Genomic DNA, 20,191 nt, shown 5'->3' with positions numbered 1-20,191 from the left:
CGCAGATTCACCATTCGCTTAAACCTTCCAGCGCATAGAGCTTCTGCCAGCTTGGGCGGGCTCGCACAAGATCGGCCAGGCGTTTCAGTGCGGGCCATTCAGTGGCCGGGCGCGGCATGTTGCGCGACCAACGCATCAACATGGTGAGCAGCAGATCGACGCCGGAAAAGACATCGCCAAGCAAATAAGGGCCATGTGCGGAAAGATGCGATTCAAGGTGATCCCACACTGCCTCGATCTTGCGTTGCAAGGCTGTGCGGATGGCAGGTGGGTGTTCGTCATGACCCAGCTCGCCAGGGTAGAACCATAGCCGGTACGCCGACATCAAGGTGTTGGTCAGATAGACCATCCACTGCATCCACGCGTCGCGCTCCGCGGTGTTGAGCGGTGGAATTAGCCTCGCTTCCGGATGGCGCTCGGCCAGCAAGGTGAGCAGCGCCGCCGATTCGTACACCGGACGCCCATCGATTAGCAGCGTGGGCACCCTGCCGTTCGGATTGAGCTTCAGGTATTCCGGGCTGCGCTGGGCCTTTTTCTCCAGATCGACCTGTTCAAGCCGGTAGTCCGCACCGATTTCCAGCAGTGCCAGGTGGACAACCATGCTGGCCGTGCCGGGAGAGTAATAGAGGGTGTACATGCACGTTCCTTGCCGGGAGCAAAGTGCGGATCGTAGCGCCTCTGCCCGCAAAGGAGAGCGGTACGTCATTCTGCACGCAACAGGCGCATCGGCGGTGTATGCGTGACTTTGCGAGTGCCTGCCAGCCCGAGCAACATCACCACGACCGCCGCCATCAGCGCAGCCAGCATGAGCGGCAGGGGATGCGGCACGAAGTTCTTCAGATGGAACACGCTCCGGCCCAGCCACCATCCGCCGATTTCCGAACCGACGGCTGCCGTGATACCTGCAATCAGGCCGAGCAGTGCAAATTCACAGGCAGCCGCCACGCGCAACAGGCCCTGCCGGGCACCCAGGGTTCGCAATAGCGCCGCTTCGTGACGGCGTTCTTGCCCGCTGGTTGCGAGGGCGGCAGCCAGGACCAGCGCGCCGGCCAGCAGGCTGAAGCCAAGCACCCAGCGCACGGCGCCGGTCACGCGCTGCACAATCTCTCGCACGCGATCAAGCAAGGCATCCACGTCGATCAGGCTCAGGTTCGGGTAATCGCGTGAGAGCGATGCCAGCGACTCGGCATGGCCGCGCGGCAGGTAGAAGCTGGCGAGCCAGGTATGCGGCAAGGCATCAGCATGTGCCGGATCCAGCAAGAGGAAGAAATTGACGCGAAACGAACTCCAGTCGACATGTCGAAAACTGGTCACCCGTGCATCGAGCTGGCCTTCACCGACATTAAAACGCATCGTGTCGCCGAGCTTGAGCGCATACATGTCGCGCCACATCGTATCCACGGAAACTTGGGCCTGCGCAGGATGAGGCTGGAACCAATGGCCTGCGATCACGCTGTTGGATGGCGGGAGGTCCGCAGACCAGGACAGGCGTAGCTGGCGATCGCTCCATTCCTTGGCGCGCTTATCCTTGAACGTCATCGTGTCGACAGGATGGCCATTGATCGCCGTGAGCTTGCCGACGGCGAGCGGCATCATGTTGAGTTCGCTTGCGCCGATGCGCTGGAGTGCGGCATCAAAGCCTGTGCGCTGATCCGTTTGCAGATTGAGCACGAACCAGTTGGGCGTATCGCTGGGCAATTCCTTGCGCCAGCCGTCGAGCAGCGCAGGCGCGACGACGGCCAGCAAGAGCAGGGCGGTAAGCCCCAGGCTCAGGGCCGTGGCCTGCACGATGCTGAGTCCGCGTCGGCGCGCGAGTGCGGCCATCCCAAGCCGCAAAGCGGGATGGCCCCCGGGAGCCACGCGGCGAGCGATCCATAGCAGCGCGGTGGCGAGCAGCGCTGCCACGATCCCGACACCCAGCAGGCTGGCGGCGAGGATGCCAGCGAGCGTCGCGGAACCGCTTAGGTTCCAGATCAATGCCAGCGCGACCAACGCCGGAAGGAGATAGAGCACATCAAAGCGGCGGACACGGCGCGCGAGGCTGGCGCGAAAGACCGCCACAGGCGGGATATCCGCAAGGCGTACCAGCGGAGGGAGGGCGAAGCCCGCCAGCACAGCGATGCCCATGCCCGCCGCCGCAAACGATGGGAGTACCGGCAGCACGGTAGGAACGCCGGCAAACAATTGGCTTGCAAACATCCACGCGGCTTGCGCCAGTGCTAGTGCCAGCACAATCCCCAGCGCGGCAGCGGGTAGTGCAAGACCACCCAGAGTGCCGAGCAAGAGACCGAATACGCGCCGTCGCGATGTACCCAGGGCGCGCAGCAGGGATACTTCATCGACCTTGCGACGTGCATAGCGTTGCGAGGCCAATGCGATGGCCACGCCCGAGAGCAGCGCGGAAAGCAGGGCGGTCAAACGCAGGAACGAACTGGCACGATCGAAGGCATTGCGCATGCGCTCTTGTGTCTGCTCGGGCGTGATCAGCTCGCCTCCTTGCGGCAAAGTGGTGGATTGCGCCCAGCTGCGCCAGCTTTGTACCGCAGCGGGTTCCCCGGCCAACAGCACATCGTGGCGTGCGCGGCTGCCGACGCCGAGCAAGCCGACCTCTTTGGCATCGTCCAGGCTCATCAGCGCCCTGGGGGCCATCGCGACCAGCTCTCCGCCATCAGGCTCTTGCAGCAATTCACCGGTGATGCGCAGATCGCGACCGCCAAGCTGCACGGTTTCACCAACACGCCGGTGCAGCGCCACTAGCGCGCGGTGATCAAGGTAAACGGTTCCGGCAGCGGGGCCATGGCTGATGATTTGCCTGCCGCTGGCATCGTCGATCAAGAGCGTGCCACGCAATGGATAAGCGCCATCGGTAGCGAGTACATCCAGCAACTGGCTTTGCTGTTGCGCAAACGCCACGCTGGGGAAACTTGCGGTGCGTGTTACGGCAAGTCCTCGCTGGCGCCCGGCAATGGCGAATTTATTCGGGATGCTTTGCGGCGCCGACACACCGACATCACCGCCGATCAGCTCGGCGGCACTGGCAAGCACGCCGTGTTCCATGCGCGAGGTAAGCGTGGCCACCACGCCGAGCGCGACCACCGCCAGCACCAGCGACGCCGCCAAGGTGCGGAGTTCCGGCAGGCGCCATTCACGCCGCAGGCTGCGCAGCGCCAGCAACAGGATCTTCATGACAGCGGTTCCAGTTGACCTTCGCACAATTCCACGCGCCGATGGCAGCGTTCGGCAAGTTGCAGGTCATGCGTGACCAGTACCAGCGTGGTCTGATGATCGTGATTCAAGGCGAACAGCAGATCGCAGACATGCCGGCCTGTTCGCCGATCCAGGTTGCCGGTCGGCTCATCGGCAAACAGCACGCGAGGACCATGGACGAATGCACGTGCAATCGCGACGCGTTGTTGTTCGCCGCCCGATAATTGCGCGGGATAGTGTTTGCGGCGCGCAGCGAGGCCCACCGCATCCAATGCCTCGTGAGCTTTTTCGCGCGCATCGGCCTGACCTTCCAGCTCGAGGGGCAGCATCACATTTTGCTCGGCAGTCAGCGCGGGCAGCAGGTGAAACGACTGAAACACGAATCCAACCAAGCGTCGTCGCAAGTCCGCGCGCGCTTCTTCGTCGAGTTGTTCGAGCGGATGGCCGTCCAGCCGGATGCTGCCATGCGTAGGTGTGTCCAATCCGGCGAGAAGACCGAGCAGGGTGGTCTTGCCTGATCCGGAAGCGCCCACGATGGCGAAGCTCTCGCCCGCGTCCACCTGCAGCGTGACGCGGCTCAGGATATCCAGCCTTCCCTCGGGGCCCATGACCGACTTGCTAACATCGCAGGCTTCGAGCACATGCCTTTCAACCATCGGACGAGAACCACCACTCATGCGTCGTTTCCTTTGTCTGCTTGTACTGCTGTGCGGTATCTGTGCGGTGCAGGCCGCGCCCACGAAAAACATGCCCGCAAGAAACCTGCTCGTGCTGGGCGATTCATTGTCCGCCGCGCACAACATTCCTGTAGAGGCTGGTTGGGTGCATCTGCTGGAAGTACGGCTACATGACATGGAGCCGGGCTGGACGGTGATCAATGCCAGCATCAGCGGAGAAACCTCGCTGAGCGGCCGCAACCGCTTGCCTGCGCTGCTGCGGCAATATCATCCGCGCGTCGTGGTCATCGAGTTGGGCGCCAATGATGGCTTGCGGGGGTTGCCGCTCACTGACCTGCGCGTCAATCTCGCCGCGATGATCGATGATGCGCGGCACGCTGGCGCGAAGGTACTGTTGCTGGGCATAGAAATGCCGGTGAATTATGGTCCGCAGTACCGGACCGGATTGCGCAAGGTGTATGCGGATCTAGCTCGCGAGAAACACACGTCATGGGTTCCCTTCATGCTGGAAGGCGTGGCTTTGAACCCTGTGTTGATGCAGGAGGACGGCCTTCATCCGGTGGCGGCGGGCGAACCCATCGTGCTGAACACAATCTGGCCGCAACTTAAACCGTTGCTGTAAATCGACGGCCACCACGGTTTCATTCAACGAAATTCACGTCGTCCTTACCACCCCAGCCGTTAGCCTTCACAAATGTGAAGACGACAGCGGTGATGAGGCGAATCATGAGTTCACGTGACGAACATGCTGGGCTGATCCTTCTAGTGGAAGACAACCGTCAGATTGCGGAAATGGTGGGAGAGTATCTTGAGCGACGCGGCTATTCCGTTGATTTTGCTCAGGATGGTGTGAGCGGATTGCATCTGGCCGTCTCCAATAGCTATGACGTGGTAGTGCTGGACCTGATGCTGCCGGGCATCGATGGCCTGGACGTCTGCCGCAAGTTGCGGGGGGATGCCAAGAAATCCACCCCCGTGCTTATGTTGACGGCGCGGGACACGCTGGAAGACAAGCTGATCGGCTTGGAGGCTGGCGCCGACGACTACCTGGTGAAGCCATTCGAAGTGCGGGAATTGGAGGCGCGCCTGCGTGCCCTGATTCGCCGGGACCGCCGGCAGGTGTCAAGCGAGGTGCTGACCGTGGGTGACATGACCCTGGATACGGCTACGCTGCGGCTGACGCGTGCGGGGCAGGAGCTGACGGTTTCCCCGATCGGCCTGAAGCTGCTGGCGATCCTGATGCGCGAGTCGCCGCGTGTGGTCAGCCGGCGCGATATCGAACGGGAAATCTGGGGCGATACCTTGCCTGATTCCGATACTCTGCGGTCGCATCTTTATAACTTGCGCAGGGTGATCGATAAGCCGTTTGACCACGCGCTGCTGCATACCATCCATTCTGCGGGCTATCGCTTGGCCGATCTCGAGACGGAGTCCACGCCTGCTGCCCACATCGCGTGACAGCATCCGTTGATCCATGATGACAGTGGGCGCGCCAACGGAACACGCCATGCATGCGCGAGGTGGTTTTCAACGCCGATTGCTGCTGATTTTCGGCATGCAGCTGGTGGCCGTCGCTGTGGTATGTCTGATGGGCTATTACAACGTCGCGCCTGCGGTGGCGGTGTTGTTGCTGATTGTGATCGTCAGTGCGCTGACATGGCTGGCTACCGAACGCACATGGCGACAAGTGAGCACACTCGCGCAATGGGTGGGTAACTGGAAGGAAGGGCAGGCCGATCTGGACGCGTTGCAGCCCGATCGCCTGCGCCAGTCCGATGACGATATCGCTACGCTGGCGCGCGGATTTCATCATTTCGCCAGTCGCATCGCCGGCTATAACGAGCGGGAACGGAACTTCACGCGCGATGCCAGCCATGAACTGCGCAGCCCGTTGACCGTGATCAAGATGTCGACCGACATGCTGGCCGACGAATCGGAACTTAGCGATTTTGGCCAGCGTTCCGTACAACGGATCCGACGCGCGACTCGCGAAATGGAAGCCCTGGTCGAGGCCTTGCTGATTCTGGCCCGCGAAGGAGACAACGGCCAGGGTGAGCAGGATTTCATCGTCAATGATGTATTGCGCGATGAACTCGCCAATGCGCGCGAAATGCTGCACGGACATCCTATCGACTTGCAGTTCGAGGAGCCGTCGGCGTTCGCCCTGCACGGTTCGCCGCGTGTATTTGCAGTGCTCTGTTGGCAATTGATCAGGCACGCCAGCCAATACACGGGTCAGGGCACGGTGTTGGTGACGGTATTGCAAGGTGCGGTAAGCGTGAGTGCGATCGCAGGAGGTGAGCATGATCCTCCTGCGCCGGGGCAGCGAGGTTTCGAATACGCCATTGCTCAGCGGATCAGCGAGCGTTTTTCGTGGCCGCTGAGCTTGCATGTGCAAGGAGGAAACCGCTACGTGGCGGAAATCCGGTTTCCGCAGCCGTTGCCGGTCCCAGCGTAAGGAAGCGTGCAACGGCTGCAACCGCAGTCGGCGGCGCAGATAGGCTTCGCCGCCGCCGTTTTGGGTGATTACTGCAACGATGGATGGACAGCAAAGGGACAGCCGGTCTTGGCTTTCACATCATCCACGCTCACGCCTTCTTGCAGTTCTATCAGTCTCAGGCCTTTGCCTTTCTCCACTTCGAACACGCAGAGATCGGTGATGATCAGATCCACCACCTGCTTGCCGGTCAAGGGCAGATCGCACTGATTCTTGATCTTTGGTGTTCCGTCTTTGGCAGTGTGCTCCATCAGCACGACCACGCGTTTGACACCGCTGACCAGATCCATGGCACCGCCCGGGCCTTTCACCATCTTGCCCGGTACCATCCAGTTCGCCAGGTCGCCGGTACAGGACACTTCCAGACCGCCGAGAATCGACAGGTCTACGTGCCCGCCGCGGATCATTGCGAAGGATTCAGCGCTGGAAAAATAACTTGAGCCGGGCAGGGCGGTAATGGTCTGCTTGCCCGCGTTGATGAGATCGGGATCAACGTGTGCGTCGTCCGGGAAGGGGCCAATGCCCAGCAGGCCGTTTTCCGACTGCAGCGTGACATCCATGCCTGGCGGAATGAAGTTGGCCACCAGGGTCGGGATGCCGATGCCGAGATTGACGTAAAAGCCGTCACGCAACTCTTTTGCGGCACGCTGCGCCATCGCCATGCGGATTGGGCTCTCCTTGCCGGTATTGGCGCCGGCGATCGTGCGGAACTCGATGCGCTTTTCATACTTTTCACCGCGAAGAATGCGGTCGACGTAGATACCCGGTACGTGAACCTGATCGGGATCGAGTTCGCCCACCTCGACCAGTTCTTCCACCTCCGCGACACAGACCTTGCCGCAGGTGGCAATCATCGGATTGAAGTTACGCGCGGTTTTGCGGAATACGAGATTGCCGAGCCTGTCGCCCTTCCATGCTTTCACAAGGGAAACATCGGCGTGAATCGCTTCTTCGAGCACGTATTCCTTCTCGCCGAATTGCTTGGTTTCCTTGCCTTCCGCGAGTTTGGTGCCGTAGGCCGTGCGCGTGTAGAAGCCCGGTATGCCTGCGCCGCCTGCACGGAGTTTTTCCGCCAGCGTGCCTTGTGGAACCAGGTGCAGCTCCAGTTCTCCCGCCAGCACCTGGCGCTCGAATTCCTTGTTTTCGCCTACGTATGAGGCGTAAACGCGCTTGACTTGGCGAGTCTTCAGCAGCGGTCCCATGCCGAAATCGTCGACGCCGGCATTGTTGCCGACGATCGTGAGACCCTTCGTGCCGGCCGCGAGCAGTGCGCCGATCAGGTTCTCGGGGATGCCGCAGAGACCGAAACCGCCTGCCGCGATGGTCATCCCATCAAACAGCAGGCCGTCCAGAGCCTTGGTGGCGCTTGCGTAAACTTTGTCCATGAGGAAGCCTTCTTGCAGGGAGTTAGCTCGGAAATGCTCGCATAAGGATACGACGGAACGGTGATCGGGCATGCTGTACGAAGGTCGAAGCGCGCCGTAAGTGCATTCTGAGGCCCGTCTTGTCCGTACGGCTGAGCACGTAAAAATCGCTGGTTATACTCGAAAGTATCCGCATGAGAGGTGCCGAGTGAAGCCAGCCAGCCTGCTTGCTGCGATCGCAGCTTTTGGAATTGCCGCCATGACGCACGCTGCTACGCCTGTTTTGGTCATCCATGGCGGAGCGGGCGTGATTCGGCGCGATATGAGCCCTGCCAAGGAAAAGGCGGTACGTGCGGCGATGACGAAGGCGCTGGAGGCCGGTTACGCGGAACTGAAGGCGGGAAAACCGGCGACGGATGCCGTCACGGCGGCGCTTGTGGTGTTGGAAGACGACCCTGACTTCAATGCCGGTAAGGGCTCGGTATTTACTCATGATGGCAAGAACGAAATGGATGCGGCCATCATGGATGGCAACACCTTGCGTGGAGGCTCTGTTGCCGGTGTGCATCGGGTGAAGAATCCCATTCTGCTGGCGCGCGCGGTGATGGAGCACTCGCAGCACGTCATGCTGATTGGCGATGGCGCGGAGGAGTTCGCGAAGGAACAGGGCATCGCCTTGGTGGATCCGTCTTATTTCCGTACCGAGGAGCGCTGGCAGCAATTGCAAAAAGCGTTGAAGGAAGATGCCGCGAAACAGCCGCATGCCGATGTGGAAACGGCCAAGCATTTCGGAACGGTCGGCGCGGTGGCGCTGGATAGCCAGGGGCATCTCGCAGCGGGTACATCCACCGGCGGCATGACGGACAAGCGCTGGGGACGTGTCGGTGATTCGCCGATCATCGGAGCTGGAACGTACGCCAATGCACAGTGTGCGGTGTCAGGTACGGGTTGGGGTGAGTTCTACATGCGTACCGTCGCGGCGCACGAGATCTGCATGAAAGTATCCATGCTGGGAGAACCCCTGCAACGCGCGGCTGCGGAAGTCATCAATCAGGAGATCCCATCCATGGGAGGCAATGGCGGCGCGATTGCCCTGGATGCGAACGGCAACATCGCCATACCCTTCAACACGGACGGCATGTATCGTGGCTGGATCGGTGCGGACGGCGTTGCGCATGTCGCGCTTTACGACGATGAGCCAGACCCTTCGAACCAGCGGCCGGCGCCGCCGTCTTCCGCTGCATCGCCGCCAGCGGAATAGATGCGCTTATTTCTCGCCTTGCGGCCGCTCGCGCACCGGATGCTTGCTGAGCTTGCGCTGCAGGGTACGGCGATGCATGCCCAAACGGCGGGCCGTCTCGGAAATGTTGCCGTCGCATTCGGTGAGGACTCGCTGGATGTGTTCCCATTCGAGGCGGCGCAGGGCCAGCGGTGCTTCGGGAGCATCGATAACTTCATCATCGCCATGTTGCGCGGTGTCCGCCTCCAGCAAGGCGCGGACCACGGCCTCGGCATCCACGGGTTTGGCAAGGTAATCGTGCGCGCCTCGTTTGATGGCCTCCACCGCCGTGGCAATCGATGCATAGCCAGTGAGCAGCAGAATGCGCATGTCGGGTACGAGTTCGTGCAATTCGGGAATCAGGCGCAGACCGTTTTCGTCACCTAGCTTGAGATCCAGCACGCAATGGCGAGGTTGTTGCCGTTGTGCCAGGGATCGCGCTTCATCGGCGCTAGTGGCGCTGAGCACCTCGAACCCGCGAGAACTTAATGCACGTGTCAGCACGCGCACGAAGGTAACGTCGTCATCCACGATCAGCAGTGGACGCGCGCTACCGGCTTGACTAGGAGGAACCATCGGCTATTTCCCATATCGATGAGCGTTATTTTGCCGGATATGTTCGCGCCGTGCTCGAAAAATATCGCCGCATGAAGCAGAGTGGCAATAAAACAGCGCTCGTAACGCGAACGGTACGGTGGGAAGCTCAATGTTCTGAGATGGCGCTCAGGGGTAAACGCAGGCACATTTCCGCGCCGTGCTTGGTGTTGACGGCGATCAGTTCCCCTGCCAGGCGTTCCGCGGTCGCTTCGGCGAGCGCGAGGCCAATACCCAGGCCGCTTTGCTTGTCGCTTTCACCAAGGGTTGCAGGCGAGCCGGGGAGTGGGAAACCCGGGCCATGGTCGCGCACGATCCATTCCAGCCACGCGCCTTCGCGGCGAATTTCCAGCATGACTTCATTCGAGTCGTGCAGTGCCGATGCGTCGACGGCGTTGTTGAGCAAGTTGAGCAAGGCATGACGCAAACCTGGTGGAGTGCGAAGCGCCAAGGACTCCAGCTTCGGCTGGACAAGCAGCGTCAGTTCCGCCTCTGGACGAAGCAACTGAAAGCGCTCTACGCAACCATGAATGAAGGTGGCCAAGGTGAGGTGTTCAGATTCTTGCGAAAGCTGTGCTTTTCCGAAAGCAACCATTTCACGCAGGATGGTTCGGCAACGCTCGACCTGTCCTTCCAGCAGGGCCAGATCTTCGGCCAGCACATGGTCTCCCGCATGCTCCCGCCGTAGCTCGGGCAGCAGTGTACGCATGGTGGACAACGGCGTATTCAATTCATGCGCTGCACCGGCCGCTTGCGTGGCGATGGCCAGGATTCCTTCGTCACGCAAGGCACGTTCTCGTACGCGCTGCACTTCCAATTGCTGCAATCTCACTGCGGTAGCGAGCCGGTTGATGAAGAAGCCGAGCAAGAGCGCAGTGATCGCGAAATTCACAGCCATGCCGGCGACATGCAACGAGAAACCGTAATCGTTCACCATCAGTTCGTTCAGCGGCAGCGGCACATGCCAGCGCAGCAGTACCAGGTAAGCAGCTCCGGCGATGGCGGCGATGGCAAGCACAGCATGCACGGAAAGGGAGGCCGCGCTTAGTGCGATCGGCACAAGCAGCAAGGTAATGAATGGATTGCTTGCGCCGCCGGTGAAGTACAGCAGGTAACTAAGCACCAAGGTGTCTGCCACGATATGGCAAACCGTTTCCCATTCCCGTACCGGCCACGGTTGGCTGATACGCCATGCCGCGAAAACCGCGAACACGGCGAGCAGGTCGATGCCCAGCAGGAGAGACAGCGTGGGAATGTTTATCCGCAGCCACCAGACGCTTACCAGCACGGTCATGCTTTGTCCGGCAATGGCGCACAAACGCAGCCATGCCAGTGTGCGGGTCAGCGCGAAAGGACCGATGGGTTGTTTGAAAGGCAGCGTCATGAACCGAGGCGGAGGCAGGGAATGAAGGGCGAGCTTAGGGCCTGTTTACCCTATTGGTGTAGCACGCCCTTTTCAGACTGGCTCTTGGTTTTCAAGGCGCGTCGAATTCCTCGCTACGCACGGCGGGCAATGGCTCGGACCCGGCCGTGCCGGAATGCGTGGCGGACAGGCGGTTCATCATCGGCAGGACGGCCATGGCAATCAGCGTGCAGGCCACGCCGACAAAACCCAGTTTGTTGAACAGGTTGGTATAGATGGCCAGCGATTGCAGCGGATTGGTAAGGCCTTGCGGGATGTGCGCATAGTTCGCCACCACACTGCCCAGATACTGCGAAATGCCGACCGCGACGTAGTAGGTACCCATCATGAGACCCCCCATGCGTTCGGGAACGTAACGGGCGATCATGGCCAAGCCAAGACCGCTCACCAGTAGTTCGCCCAGCGAGTACAGGCCATAACCCCAGACCATGATCCAGGAGGAAACCTGGCCATTGACCGCGGATTTTGCGCCGATTCCGTAAATGAAAAATCCGATTGCGACGGCCGCAAATCCCCACGCGAATTTGGCGGCGACGGAAGGATCCTTGCCCAAGCGGCCGAGCGAGTTGTAGATGAATACGAGTACTGGACTGAGCACCACGATCCAGATCGAATTGAGGTTCTGGTATTGCTCGGGAATCCAGGTAAACAGATGGATGCCGAAAATGCTGAAGTTCAAGTCCACATTGTGCTGCGCGAACAGATTCAGCGACGTGGACATCTGCTGGTAGAAGATGAAGAAAAAGATGGTCTGCACGACGAGCACGAGCGCCGCGATCATGCCGGCGCGCTCGCTTCGGTGACTTACCGTAATCATGTAGATGAAGACAGCAAACATACCGATGCCCGCGATCACGATGCCCCAACGTGCAACGGTTTCGCTTTGCAGGATGAGGATCGAGGCAAAGACGGTTGCGATCGCGGCAATCATCACTGCCAGCAAGCGTTTCTTGTCGACAGGCTTGCTATCCGCGGGCGAACCGACATGGGCAAGTGTCCGGCTCATGAAGATGTAGTTGGTCAGGCCCAGCAAAAGGCCGATCGAGCAGACACCGAAAGCGGTATGCCAGCCCATCGAATCGCCATACTTCTGTGCGACAACATCGCGGATCCATGGCGTGAGCGTCATGGAAATCATCGAGCCGATGTTGACGGACATGTAGTAGATGGTGAACGCGCTATCGATCTTGGTGTCTTCCCCTTCGTAGATCTTGCGCACGAGATTGCCGGCGTTGGCCTTGAAGAATCCATTACCGACCACGATCACGCCCAAGGCCGCGTAGGTGACCACTGCATGGTCGGAAGGCAGCCAAAGCAGTGCATAGCCCACGGCAAGAATCACCGCGCCCATCAGCATGGTCCGGCGCGTGCCGAGCAATTTGTCGCCGATCCATCCGCCGATCGCCGGCGTAGCGTAAATCAATGCAGTGGCAGCGCCCCAGACCAGGTTTGCCTTGGTGTCGATGAAGCCCAGTCTCTTCATCATGAAGGTGACCATCAGCACCTGCATGCCATAGAAACCGAAGCGTTCCCACATCTCGATCAGGAACACCGTGCTGAACGAGCGCGTTTGTGAAACGGGGCGAGCTTGAATTGCCATAGATATTTCCGTAAACGTGTACTGCCGGGTCGAAATCGACCTGTTTTTAAGCGCCTTTGGCAAGGCACAATCGGCGAAGGGTACCCCATCCGGCATTAGCTTGAAGTTGCAATGCGACAGGAAAAACCTGCGGTGTGTCCGTCCGGATCGCTGCCTTGTGGCATCATGGCGCGCTTGCCGCCCCCTTCCGGAGCCGTTCTCTCGCCATGCCGAAATACGCCGTAACCTTCCTTTCGGCCAGCTTTTCAAGCTATGCCCGGTAGTGGCTTTCGCGGGGATCCGCGCCAACTCTGGCGCGCCTTTCGTTGGTCCATGAACGGCCTGCGGGCCGGGTGGCGGCATGAGGCGTCGTTTCGGCTTGAGGCTATGCTGACGGTAATTCTGGTCCCCGTCGGCCTATGGCTGGGAAACGGTGCGCTGGAGAAGATTGCGCTGGTCTCCCCGGTGATCCTGGTCCTGGCAGTGGAGCTGCTTAATTCAGCGATCGAGGCTGTGGTCGACAAGGTCAGCCCGGAGTTCCATGAGCTGGCCGGTCGCGCCAAGGATATGGGCTCGGCAGCAGTATTTATGCTGCTGGTACTGGTTGTGCTGAGCTGGGGATTGATCCTCGGGCCACGCTGGTTTTAAGCAAAGCATTTAAGGGCGGATTGCGTTCGGGGATGCCGGATGCTGCAATGGGTGCTCACAGGAAAGGAGTGCCCCGATGAAAACCCTGCGTCTCGTTGCGTTGATGTTGCTTGTGTTCGCGCTTTCCGGTTGTGGCTACAACGCCATCCAGAAGCAGGATGAGATGGTCAAGGCGCAATGGTCGGAAGTGCTCAATCAATATCAGCGCCGTGCCGATCTGGTGCCTAATTTGGTAAATACGGTAAAGGGCTATGCCGCGCACGAGGACAAGGTCTTCAACGAAGTGGCGCAGGCGCGCTCACGCGTGGGGAGCATCCAGGTTACGCCAGAACTGGCGAACGATCCGGAGGCTTTGGCCAAGTTCCAGGCGGCGCAGGGACAGCTGACCGGCGCTTTGTCCCGGTTGATGGCAGTGAGCGAGAGCTATCCCAATCTGAAGGCAGATGGCGTCTTCCAGAACTTGCAAGCGCAGCTGGAGGGTACCGAGAACCGTATTGCGGTGGCGCGCAATCGATACATCCAGGCCGTGCAGCAGTACAACTCATTGATTCGTACTTTCCCGAACAATCTCACTGCCAAGATGTTCGGTTACAAGGTCAAGCCGAATTTCAGCGTGGAAAACGAAAAGGCCATTTCCACGGCGCCGACGGTGGATTTCGGCACTGGCACGCCGGCTCCAGCCACTTCGACACACTGACGTGATGCGGCGCTGGCTGCTCCTGGGGATGATCGTGGCGATAGCGATGCTGTCGCCGTGGTCACTGCATGCTGACGATCTGCCCGCCGTACCGACGTTGACGCGCCACGTTACCGATCTCACTGGAACGCTCACGGCGCAGCAAATCGATCAGCTTGATGCGCAACTCACGGATCTGGAAAAGCGCAAGGGCGCGCAATTGGTCGTGCTGATGGTTGGGACGACGCAGCCCGACGACATCGATGATTATTCGCTGCGCGTTGCCGAAGCGAACAAGCTGGGACGGCATGGTGTCGATGACGGCGTGCTGCTGTTTATCGCCAAGAACGACCGGCAGGTTCGTATCGAAGTGGGATATGGATTGGAGGGTGCGATTCCCGACGCAGCGTGCGCGCGCATCATCCGTGAATACATCGCGCCGAAGTTTCGCAATAACGATTATGTAGGCGGCATCAATGACGCCGTTGCCGCATTGACCCAGCTGATCAACGGCGAACCGTTGCCACCGCCAGTGCACGGCGGCGAGCCCGAGCGGCACGGGCAGGGCTTGCAAGGGGTGTTTTTCCTTGCGCTGTTCGCTTTGATCGTCATGCGAGGCATATTGGGAAGGGCGCCGGCATTTATCCGCGCACCATTGGGCGGCTTGGTGATCGGTGGCCTGCTTTGGATGCTGGCATCCATGGGCATTGCCTTGCTCGGGGCGATTCTCGGCGCGTTCTTCATGCTGCTTCCGGCAGGTGCTGGCCGCTTTATTGGCGGCGGTGGCTGGGGGGGATTTGGTGGCGGCGGTTTCGGCGGTTTCGGCGGTGGTGGCGGATTTGGCGGGGGTGGCGGATTCAGCGGCGGGGGCGGCAGTTTTGGTGGCGGCGGCGCCTCGGGGAGTTGGTGAAATGAGCATGCCGGTCCAGCGCCTTTGGGTGAACCTCTTCCGCGGCTGGTTTCAGGTACGCCGTTATTTTTCAGCGGAGCTGCTGGACGCCATGACCGAGGCGATCGCCGATGGCGAGCGCACGCATTTGGGCGAAGTGCGGTTCGCGATCGAATCGCGCCTTCACCCGCTTGCAGTATTGACCGGACTTGACGCTACCACGCGTGCCCGGCAGGTGTTCGCGCAACTCGGCGTCTGGGATACCGAACACAATTGCGGTGTACTGCTTTACATGTTGATGTCCGAACATCGCATCGAAGTGGTAGCCGATCGTGGGATCGCCCGCCGCGTTGGCGCGGATGAGTGGGCCGCAATCTGTGCACGGATGCAGGAAAGTTTCGTTGCAGGGCAGTGGCACGCTGGCGTTCTGCGTGGGATTGCCGACGTGCATGCATTACTTGCGAGTCACTTCCCAAGTCACGGCAGGGCGCGTCCGGATGAACTGCCGGACAAACCGGTGTTGCTTTGATGTACCCGTTCAGTCCTCGGTGGCGGCGCATCCGGAGGTGTCATTGTTTTGAAGTACCTCGCCCCGGACGCGTCCCTCCAGGCTGATGCGTATCGCCAGTGCGTGTTGTGGTTGGTCTTTTATACAAAAGAGCAAGCTTTGGTTAGTGTTGACAGCGCTGCCCTCCGGACCAAACCAGACGTATTTCCGGCCTGCCGTGCCGGAGATCATCAGGCTGTTCCGATACTGGCCTCCAGTGTAGAGCGGTGCTCCTAGCACCTGGCCGTTGTCATTCAGGTCGGCGCGGCCGATCAGCCAGCCATCGTTCCAGTTGCCGTCGCTGCTGCAAGTCAGGTGATTTCGGCTGGGGCAGAGGATCATGCGTCGTTGTTCATTCACCGCCAGGCTGCGCGTGTGCTGCAAGGCGACGATGTAATCCGTCTGGGCCACGCGCAGCTCATGTTTTTCCGCCATGCGGTGAAACACGGGGGTGGCGACCGTGGCGAGTACCGCCAATACGACGAGCGCAACGATCTGCTCAATGAGGCCAAATCCGTTCGTTCTGCCTTGCATGCCTGTCCTTGTCTGGCTTGGTTTCATGCAGGCCATGCTAGACGTTTTATTTTCCGAGCCAATCGCCGACGGGGAGAGGCCATGTCAGACCTTGCTGACAGGTTGTGTCAGTACATGGCATTTAAAATCTGTCGAAATGCCCGCAGAGTAGGCGTATGACTGATCGTGACCGCTTTGAACTTGTTTCTGACTACCAACCCGCTGGGGACCAGCCGAACGCTATCAAACGCCTGATCGAGGGTTTCGAGGCCGGGCTTGCCGCGCAGACACTTCTAGGCGTGACGGGTTCCGGCAAGACCTTCACCATTGCCAACGTCGTTGCGCAGGTGCAGCGGCCCACAATCGTGCTTGCGCCGAACAAGACCTTGGCAGCGCAGCTGTACGGAGAATTCAAGGAATTCTTCCCGCATAACGCGGTGGAGTATTTCGTCAGCTATTACGATTACTACCAGCCGGAGGCCTACGTTGTGGCCTCGGATACCTATATCGAGAAGGACGCATCGATCAATGATCACATCGAGCAGATGCGATTGGCGGCGACTAAGGCGCTGCTCTCACGCAAGGATGCCTTGATTGTCGCCACGGTGTCGGCCATTTATGGCCTGGGCGATCCGGAAGACTATCTATCCTTGCGTCTCATTCTGGCGCGCGGCGAACGCATCGAGCAGCGCGCCTTGATCCGTCAGTTGACGGAGTTGCAATACACCCGCAATGAAATGGAGCTGCGTCGTGGTACGTATCGCGTACGCGGCGAAATCATCGATGTGTTTCCGGCGGAATCGGAAAGCGAGGCGTTGCGCATCGAACTCTTCGATGGCGAGGTCGAAAACCTTTCCCTGTTCGATCCGCTGACCGGCGAAACGATCCGAAAAGTACCGCGCTATACCGTTTATCCACGAACACATTACGCCAGTACACGCGAAAGCGTGCTCAATGCCATCGAGACCATCAAGGTCGAATTGAAAGAGCGTCTTGAATGGCTCTATAAGGAAAATCGTTTGGTTGAGGCGCAGCGCCTCGATCAGCGTACGCGTTTTGACATCGAGATGATGGCTGAAGTCGGGTATTGCCAAGGCATCGAGAATTATTCGCGCCATCTTACGCGCCGCGCGCCAGGGGAGCCGCCGCCGACGCTGTTCGATTATCTGCCGCCCGATGCGTTGCTGGTTATTGACGAGTCGCATGTAACGGTGCCGCAGCTTGGCGCCATGTACAAAGGCGATCGCTCACGCAAGGAGACCTTAGTGGAGTTCGGATTTCGCTTGCCGTCGGCGATGGATAATCGCCCGTTGCGGTTCGAGGAGTTCGAGCGCCGCGCGCCGCGCACGATTTTTGTTTCGGCCACGCCAAGCAAATATGAGCTGGAAAAATCCGGCGATGCGGTGGTGGAACTGGTGGTGCGTCCCACCGGCCTGGTCGACCCGCAGGTGGAAGTGCGTCCGGTGCGAACACAGGTCGACGATCTGCTCAGCGAGGCGAAAAAGCGTATCGCGATAGGTGATCGTGTGCTGGTGACGACGCTCACCAAGCGCATGGCCGAAAACCTCACCGAATATCTCAGTGAGCACGATGTGAAGGTGCGCTATCTGCACTCGGACATCGAAACGGTGGAACGCGTAGAAATCATTCGCGACCTGCGCCTGGGGGAGTTCGACGTCCTGGTCGGCATCAACTTGTTGCGTGAAGGCCTGGATATGCCGGAAGTGTCGCTCGTGGCCATTCTCGATGCCGACAAGGAGGGTTTCCTGCGATCCAGCGGCTCGTTGATCCAGACCATTGGTCGTGCGGCGCGTAACATTCGCGGCAGGGCCATTCTCTACGCGGATGAAATCACGCGCTCCATGCGCGCGGCAATGGACGAGACCAATCGCCGTCGCGAGAAGCAGGTAGCCTGGAACGAGGCACACGGCATTACGCCCCAGTCCGTGGTGCGCCGCATTGCCGACATCATGGAAGGCGCGCGTAGCGACGTTCCCGGACGCTCGCGAGGGAAATCCGCCCGAGGCCGAGCCGCGGCGGTGGCCGAACAAGCGGCCGAGTACGCCGGGCTGGATGCTGAACAGGCATCGACGATGATCAAGCGGCTGGAAGCCGATATGCGCAGGCATGCGGAGAATCTGGAATTCGAGGAGGCAGCCCGGCTACGCGATCGCATTCATCAGCTGCGCGGGCAGGCGCAGCGCTGACTTCCAGCCATGTCTCCTGGGTCGGTGTTTTGTGGTTAGATCGTAGACAGATTCTTCGGCCTTCCAGTACACTACGCGGCTCGCGCGGCTTGCCGGGCGAGCCTTAGGGCGGTTAGCTCAGCGGTAGAGCACTTCCTTGACATGGAAGGGGTCACAAGTTCGATCCTTGTACCGCCCACCAATTCCAGCTAAAACGGCGTGCTTTGTGGCACGCCGTTTTTTGTTTAGGGATTGGGAGACGGGCATGGTCTATGTGTGGGTCAAGACGTTTCACGTGTTGTTCGTCATCGCCTGGATGTCGGCGGTGTTCTATCTGCCGCGGATTCTGGTGAACGTGGCTGAGGTAGGCGGCGATGCCGCAGTCAAAGCGCGGCTATGCCTGATGGGGCGTCGGCTGTATCGCTTTGGGCACCAATTATTCGGTCTGGCCTTTTTGTTGGGCTTGGCGCTGTGGCAAGGCTGGCGGGTATTCCCTCATGCGCTGCCGAATGTCACGGGTTCGATGCACTGGATCGATGCCAAGCTTGGCCTGGTGGTGATCCTGCTGGTCTATTTCATAGGGGTGGGGCGATTGCTCAAGCGTAGCGAGAAAGGTGGAGCGTTGCCTTCCGCGCGCGCCCTGCGGTGGTTGAATGAATTGCCGGTGCTATTGCTGCTGGGTGTGCTTTATCTGGTGCTGGCCAAGCCGTTTTGAGTTTGCGTCCAGCATTCCCGATTTCACGGAATGCTGGATAAGCCAGTGGGTTTGCACGTGAGCAGTTGCATGCGTATTCAATGGATGTGGTGATATTCGCGATACCACTTCACGAACTTCGCCACGCCTTCTTCGATCGACGTATGGGGCGCATATCCCACATCACGGCGCAGCGCGGATACGTCGGCCCAGGTATCGGGGACGTCACCCGGTTGCATCGGTAATAACCGCTTTTCGACCGTGTGTCCCAGGTTCTGCTCCATCAGTTCGATGAAACGCATCAGTTGCACGGGCTGGTCGTTGCCGATGTTATAGAGGCGGTAGGGGGCGTTCGAGGTGCCGGGATTTGGCTGCGTCGGGTCATAACCTTGGTCAGGTTGGGCGACGTGATCCAACGTGCGCATCACGCCTTCCACGATGTCGTCGACGTATGTGAAATCGCGACTATGGTTGCCGTAGTTGAAAACATCGATGGGCTCGCCGCGCAGGATACGGTCGGCGAACAATATCGGCGACATATCCGGACGCCCCCATGGGCCATAGACCGTGAAAAAGCGTAGGCCTGTAGTGGGTAGGCCGTAGAGATGACTGTAGGTGTGTGCCATCAGCTCATTGGCTTTTTTGCTGGCGGCATACAGGCTGACCGGATGGTCGACGGCATCTTCCACTGCGAACGGCAGCTTGCGATTGGCGCCATAGACAGAGCTGGATGAGGCGTAGACCAAGTGTTCGACTTGGCCGTGGCGGCAGGCTTCCAGCACATTGACGAAACCCACAAGATTGCTTTGTACATAAGCGTGGGGATTCTTCAACGAATAACGTACGCCAGCCTGTGCGGCCAGATTGACTACCCGTTGCGGTTGGAAATCGTGAAACGCGCGGGTCAGCGTTGCCGCGTCGGCCAGATCGCCGCGCAGGTGGATGTAGCTCGGATGTGCATTGAAGCGTGCCAGGCGCGCTTCTTTCAGCGACGGGTCGTAGTAGTCATTGTGATTATCGATGCCGTAGACCTGATCGCCCCGGGCCAGCAAGCGTTCCGTGAGGGCGGCACCAATGAATCCGGCCGAGCCGGTGACGAGTACGCGCATCGCGATGTCCTTGAGGTGAGTTGCCTATTGTATAGCTGGGTGGTCGTCGCTAAATTGATAGCATCGCTGCGCTCAACTGGCGTTAGCTCCCAATCTTCGAGGACAAGGTGGCCCGCGCCCAGGTGCCGGTCGAGTGTGTGACATGACAACTACGAGCTTCCAGCACTGATAGTCCGCCACGCCTTGTATCCTTGAACATTGAAGAGGGCGCGTGGCGCCTTTATTTTTGCCCGCTCTCCGGTGGGTGAGCGGCAAACCGGCCATCCGGGGCCGGACTCTTGAATGAAGAGTAAGCTCTTTGAAGTTTAG

19 protein-coding genes and 1 tRNA gene are annotated in these 20,191 nt (G+C 59.7%); 11 read left to right on the top strand and 9 right to left on the bottom strand.

Annotated elements, in window-relative coordinates; all coding sequences use genetic code 11:
* Nucleotides 1–7 precede the first annotated feature (7 nt).
* The 3 genes from AC4HNJ_RS15195 to AC4HNJ_RS15185 form a co-directional block, all read right to left on the bottom strand.
* Nucleotides 8–637 carry a glutathione S-transferase family protein gene (locus AC4HNJ_RS15195; protein ID WP_490480426.1) on the bottom strand — a complete coding sequence of 210 codons (630 nt, stop codon included), beginning with the start codon at nt 635–637 and terminating at the stop codon, nt 8–10.
* A gap of 65 nt (nt 638–702) precedes the next feature.
* Complete coding sequence (locus tag AC4HNJ_RS15190; RefSeq protein WP_490480425.1) at nt 703–3,186, bottom strand: ABC transporter permease; 2,484 nt, start codon at nt 3,184–3,186, stop codon at nt 703–705.
* Nucleotides 3,183–3,884 carry an ABC transporter ATP-binding protein gene (locus AC4HNJ_RS15185; protein ID WP_490480424.1) on the bottom strand — a complete coding sequence of 234 codons (702 nt, stop codon included), beginning with the start codon at nt 3,882–3,884 and terminating at the stop codon, nt 3,183–3,185. Before AC4HNJ_RS15185 ends, AC4HNJ_RS15190 begins: the two co-directional genes overlap by 4 nt.
* On the opposite strand from AC4HNJ_RS15185, the gene AC4HNJ_RS15180 reads away from it, so the two are divergent.
* The 3 genes from AC4HNJ_RS15180 (at nt 3,883) to AC4HNJ_RS15170 (ending at nt 6,342) form a co-directional block, all read left to right on the top strand.
* The gene (locus tag AC4HNJ_RS15180) at nt 3,883–4,506 is read left to right on the top strand and encodes an arylesterase (protein WP_490480423.1); all 624 of its coding nucleotides are present in this window, start codon (nt 3,883–3,885) and stop codon (nt 4,504–4,506) included. The genes AC4HNJ_RS15185 and AC4HNJ_RS15180 overlap by 2 nt on opposite strands.
* Before the next feature lie 104 nt (nt 4,507–4,610).
* Nucleotides 4,611–5,342, top strand: coding sequence for a response regulator transcription factor (locus AC4HNJ_RS15175; protein WP_490480422.1), 732 nt, complete (start codon nt 4,611–4,613; stop codon nt 5,340–5,342).
* A gap of 49 nt (nt 5,343–5,391) precedes the next feature.
* A complete protein-coding gene (locus AC4HNJ_RS15170) occupies nt 5,392–6,342 on the top strand; it encodes a sensor histidine kinase (RefSeq protein WP_490480421.1) in 951 nt (316 codons plus the stop codon).
* A gap of 68 nt (nt 6,343–6,410) precedes the next feature.
* Here the strand turns inward: AC4HNJ_RS15170 and AC4HNJ_RS15165 are convergent, their stop codons facing one another.
* Nucleotides 6,411–7,766: a 3-oxoacid CoA-transferase gene (locus AC4HNJ_RS15165; RefSeq protein WP_490480420.1), complete on the bottom strand. Its 1,356-nt coding sequence runs from the start codon at nt 7,764–7,766 to the stop codon at nt 6,411–6,413.
* A 238-nt stretch (nt 7,767–8,004) separates the two neighbouring features.
* On the opposite strand from AC4HNJ_RS15165, the gene AC4HNJ_RS15160 reads away from it, so the two are divergent.
* Entirely contained in the window at nt 8,005–9,006 is a 1,002-nt protein-coding gene (locus tag AC4HNJ_RS15160; protein WP_490480419.1) for an isoaspartyl peptidase/L-asparaginase family protein, read from the top strand.
* Between the two features lie 6 nt (nt 9,007–9,012).
* Here AC4HNJ_RS15160 and AC4HNJ_RS15155 read toward each other — a convergent pair whose 3' ends face one another.
* The 3 genes from AC4HNJ_RS15155 to AC4HNJ_RS15145 all read right to left on the bottom strand — a co-directional run bounded on the left by AC4HNJ_RS15155 (nt 9,013) and on the right by AC4HNJ_RS15145 (nt 12,641).
* Nucleotides 9,013–9,600, bottom strand: a complete 588-nt coding sequence (locus tag AC4HNJ_RS15155; RefSeq protein WP_490480418.1) for a response regulator transcription factor — start codon at nt 9,598–9,600, stop codon at nt 9,013–9,015.
* A 127-nt stretch (nt 9,601–9,727) separates the two neighbouring features.
* Complete coding sequence (locus AC4HNJ_RS15150) at nt 9,728–11,002, bottom strand: ATP-binding protein (protein ID WP_490480417.1); 1,275 nt, start codon at nt 11,000–11,002, stop codon at nt 9,728–9,730.
* A gap of 91 nt (nt 11,003–11,093) precedes the next feature.
* A complete protein-coding gene (locus AC4HNJ_RS15145) occupies nt 11,094–12,641 on the bottom strand; it encodes a peptide MFS transporter (RefSeq protein ID WP_490480416.1) in 1,548 nt (515 codons plus the stop codon).
* Between the two features lie 252 nt (nt 12,642–12,893).
* On the opposite strand from AC4HNJ_RS15145, the gene AC4HNJ_RS15140 reads away from it, so the two are divergent.
* The 4 genes from AC4HNJ_RS15140 (at nt 12,894) to AC4HNJ_RS15125 (ending at nt 15,362) form a co-directional block, all read left to right on the top strand.
* Entirely contained in the window at nt 12,894–13,268 is a 375-nt protein-coding gene (locus AC4HNJ_RS15140; protein WP_490480415.1) for a diacylglycerol kinase, read from the top strand.
* A 76-nt stretch (nt 13,269–13,344) separates the two neighbouring features.
* Nucleotides 13,345–13,965, top strand: a complete 621-nt coding sequence (locus AC4HNJ_RS15135) for a LemA family protein (RefSeq protein ID WP_490480414.1) — start codon at nt 13,345–13,347, stop codon at nt 13,963–13,965.
* A 4-nt stretch (nt 13,966–13,969) separates the two neighbouring features.
* The gene (locus AC4HNJ_RS15130; RefSeq protein ID WP_490480447.1) at nt 13,970–14,854 is read left to right on the top strand and encodes a TPM domain-containing protein; all 885 of its coding nucleotides are present in this window, start codon (nt 13,970–13,972) and stop codon (nt 14,852–14,854) included.
* A gap of 1 nt (nt 14,855) precedes the next feature.
* A complete protein-coding gene (locus AC4HNJ_RS15125) occupies nt 14,856–15,362 on the top strand; it encodes a TPM domain-containing protein (protein ID WP_490480413.1) in 507 nt (168 codons plus the stop codon).
* 9 nt (nt 15,363–15,371) lie between these two features.
* Here AC4HNJ_RS15125 and AC4HNJ_RS15120 read toward each other — a convergent pair whose 3' ends face one another.
* Nucleotides 15,372–15,914: a GspH/FimT family protein gene (locus tag AC4HNJ_RS15120; protein WP_490480412.1), complete on the bottom strand. Its 543-nt coding sequence runs from the start codon at nt 15,912–15,914 to the stop codon at nt 15,372–15,374.
* Between the two features lie 155 nt (nt 15,915–16,069).
* On the opposite strand from AC4HNJ_RS15120, the gene uvrB reads away from it, so the two are divergent.
* From uvrB to AC4HNJ_RS15105, 3 genes are all read left to right on the top strand, one after another.
* The gene (uvrB, locus tag AC4HNJ_RS15115; protein ID WP_490480411.1) at nt 16,070–18,100 is read left to right on the top strand and encodes an excinuclease ABC subunit UvrB; all 2,031 of its coding nucleotides are present in this window, start codon (nt 16,070–16,072) and stop codon (nt 18,098–18,100) included.
* Nucleotides 18,101–18,206: 106 nt separating this feature from the next.
* Nucleotides 18,207–18,281 (top strand) — tRNA-Val (locus AC4HNJ_RS15110).
* A gap of 63 nt (nt 18,282–18,344) precedes the next feature.
* Entirely contained in the window at nt 18,345–18,794 is a 450-nt protein-coding gene (locus AC4HNJ_RS15105; RefSeq protein WP_490480446.1) for a HemJ family protein, read from the top strand.
* Between the two features lie 77 nt (nt 18,795–18,871).
* On the opposite strand, the gene AC4HNJ_RS15100 is transcribed toward AC4HNJ_RS15105, so the two are convergent.
* Complete coding sequence (locus tag AC4HNJ_RS15100) at nt 18,872–19,882, bottom strand: NAD-dependent epimerase (protein WP_490480410.1); 1,011 nt, start codon at nt 19,880–19,882, stop codon at nt 18,872–18,874.
* Nucleotides 19,883–20,191: the final 309 nt, after the last annotated feature.

The organism is Dyella sp. SYSU CM1112 (assembly GCF_058216415.1).
Note: the sequence above shows the minus strand (reverse complement) of the source record. Positions and strands in the feature narration are given on the sequence as shown.

Bases quoted from the DNA above. Each gene is read 5' to 3' on its own strand.
- AC4HNJ_RS15105 (WP_490480446.1), top strand. From the start codon at position 18,345: ATGGTCTATGTGTGGGTCAAGACGTTTCACGTGTTGTTCGTCATCGCC.
- uvrB (WP_490480411.1), top strand. From the start codon at position 16,070: ATGACTGATCGTGACCGCTTTGAACTTGTTTCTGACTACCAACCCGCT.
- AC4HNJ_RS15140 (WP_490480415.1), top strand. From the start codon at position 12,894: ATGCCCGGTAGTGGCTTTCGCGGGGATCCGCGCCAACTCTGGCGCGCC.
- AC4HNJ_RS15135 (WP_490480414.1), top strand. From the start codon at position 13,345: ATGAAAACCCTGCGTCTCGTTGCGTTGATGTTGCTTGTGTTCGCGCTT.
- AC4HNJ_RS15130 (WP_490480447.1), top strand. From the start codon at position 13,970: ATGCGGCGCTGGCTGCTCCTGGGGATGATCGTGGCGATAGCGATGCTG.
- AC4HNJ_RS15150 (WP_490480417.1), bottom strand. From the start codon at position 11,002: ATGACGCTGCCTTTCAAACAACCCATCGGTCCTTTCGCGCTGACCCGC.
- AC4HNJ_RS15125 (WP_490480413.1), top strand. From the start codon at position 14,856: ATGAGCATGCCGGTCCAGCGCCTTTGGGTGAACCTCTTCCGCGGCTGG.
- AC4HNJ_RS15170 (WP_490480421.1), top strand. From the start codon at position 5,392: ATGCATGCGCGAGGTGGTTTTCAACGCCGATTGCTGCTGATTTTCGGC.
- AC4HNJ_RS15155 (WP_490480418.1), bottom strand. From the start codon at position 9,600: ATGGTTCCTCCTAGTCAAGCCGGTAGCGCGCGTCCACTGCTGATCGTG.
- AC4HNJ_RS15145 (WP_490480416.1), bottom strand. From the start codon at position 12,641: ATGGCAATTCAAGCTCGCCCCGTTTCACAAACGCGCTCGTTCAGCACG.
- AC4HNJ_RS15180 (WP_490480423.1), top strand. From the start codon at position 3,883: ATGCGTCGTTTCCTTTGTCTGCTTGTACTGCTGTGCGGTATCTGTGCG.
- AC4HNJ_RS15165 (WP_490480420.1), bottom strand. From the start codon at position 7,766: ATGGACAAAGTTTACGCAAGCGCCACCAAGGCTCTGGACGGCCTGCTG.
- AC4HNJ_RS15185 (WP_490480424.1), bottom strand. From the start codon at position 3,884: ATGAGTGGTGGTTCTCGTCCGATGGTTGAAAGGCATGTGCTCGAAGCC.
- AC4HNJ_RS15190 (WP_490480425.1), bottom strand. From the start codon at position 3,186: ATGAAGATCCTGTTGCTGGCGCTGCGCAGCCTGCGGCGTGAATGGCGC.
- AC4HNJ_RS15195 (WP_490480426.1), bottom strand. From the start codon at position 637: ATGTACACCCTCTATTACTCTCCCGGCACGGCCAGCATGGTTGTCCAC.
- AC4HNJ_RS15100 (WP_490480410.1), bottom strand. From the start codon at position 19,882: ATGCGCGTACTCGTCACCGGCTCGGCCGGATTCATTGGTGCCGCCCTC.
- AC4HNJ_RS15120 (WP_490480412.1), bottom strand. From the start codon at position 15,914: ATGCAAGGCAGAACGAACGGATTTGGCCTCATTGAGCAGATCGTTGCG.
- AC4HNJ_RS15175 (WP_490480422.1), top strand. From the start codon at position 4,611: ATGAGTTCACGTGACGAACATGCTGGGCTGATCCTTCTAGTGGAAGAC.
- AC4HNJ_RS15160 (WP_490480419.1), top strand. From the start codon at position 8,005: ATGACGCACGCTGCTACGCCTGTTTTGGTCATCCATGGCGGAGCGGGC.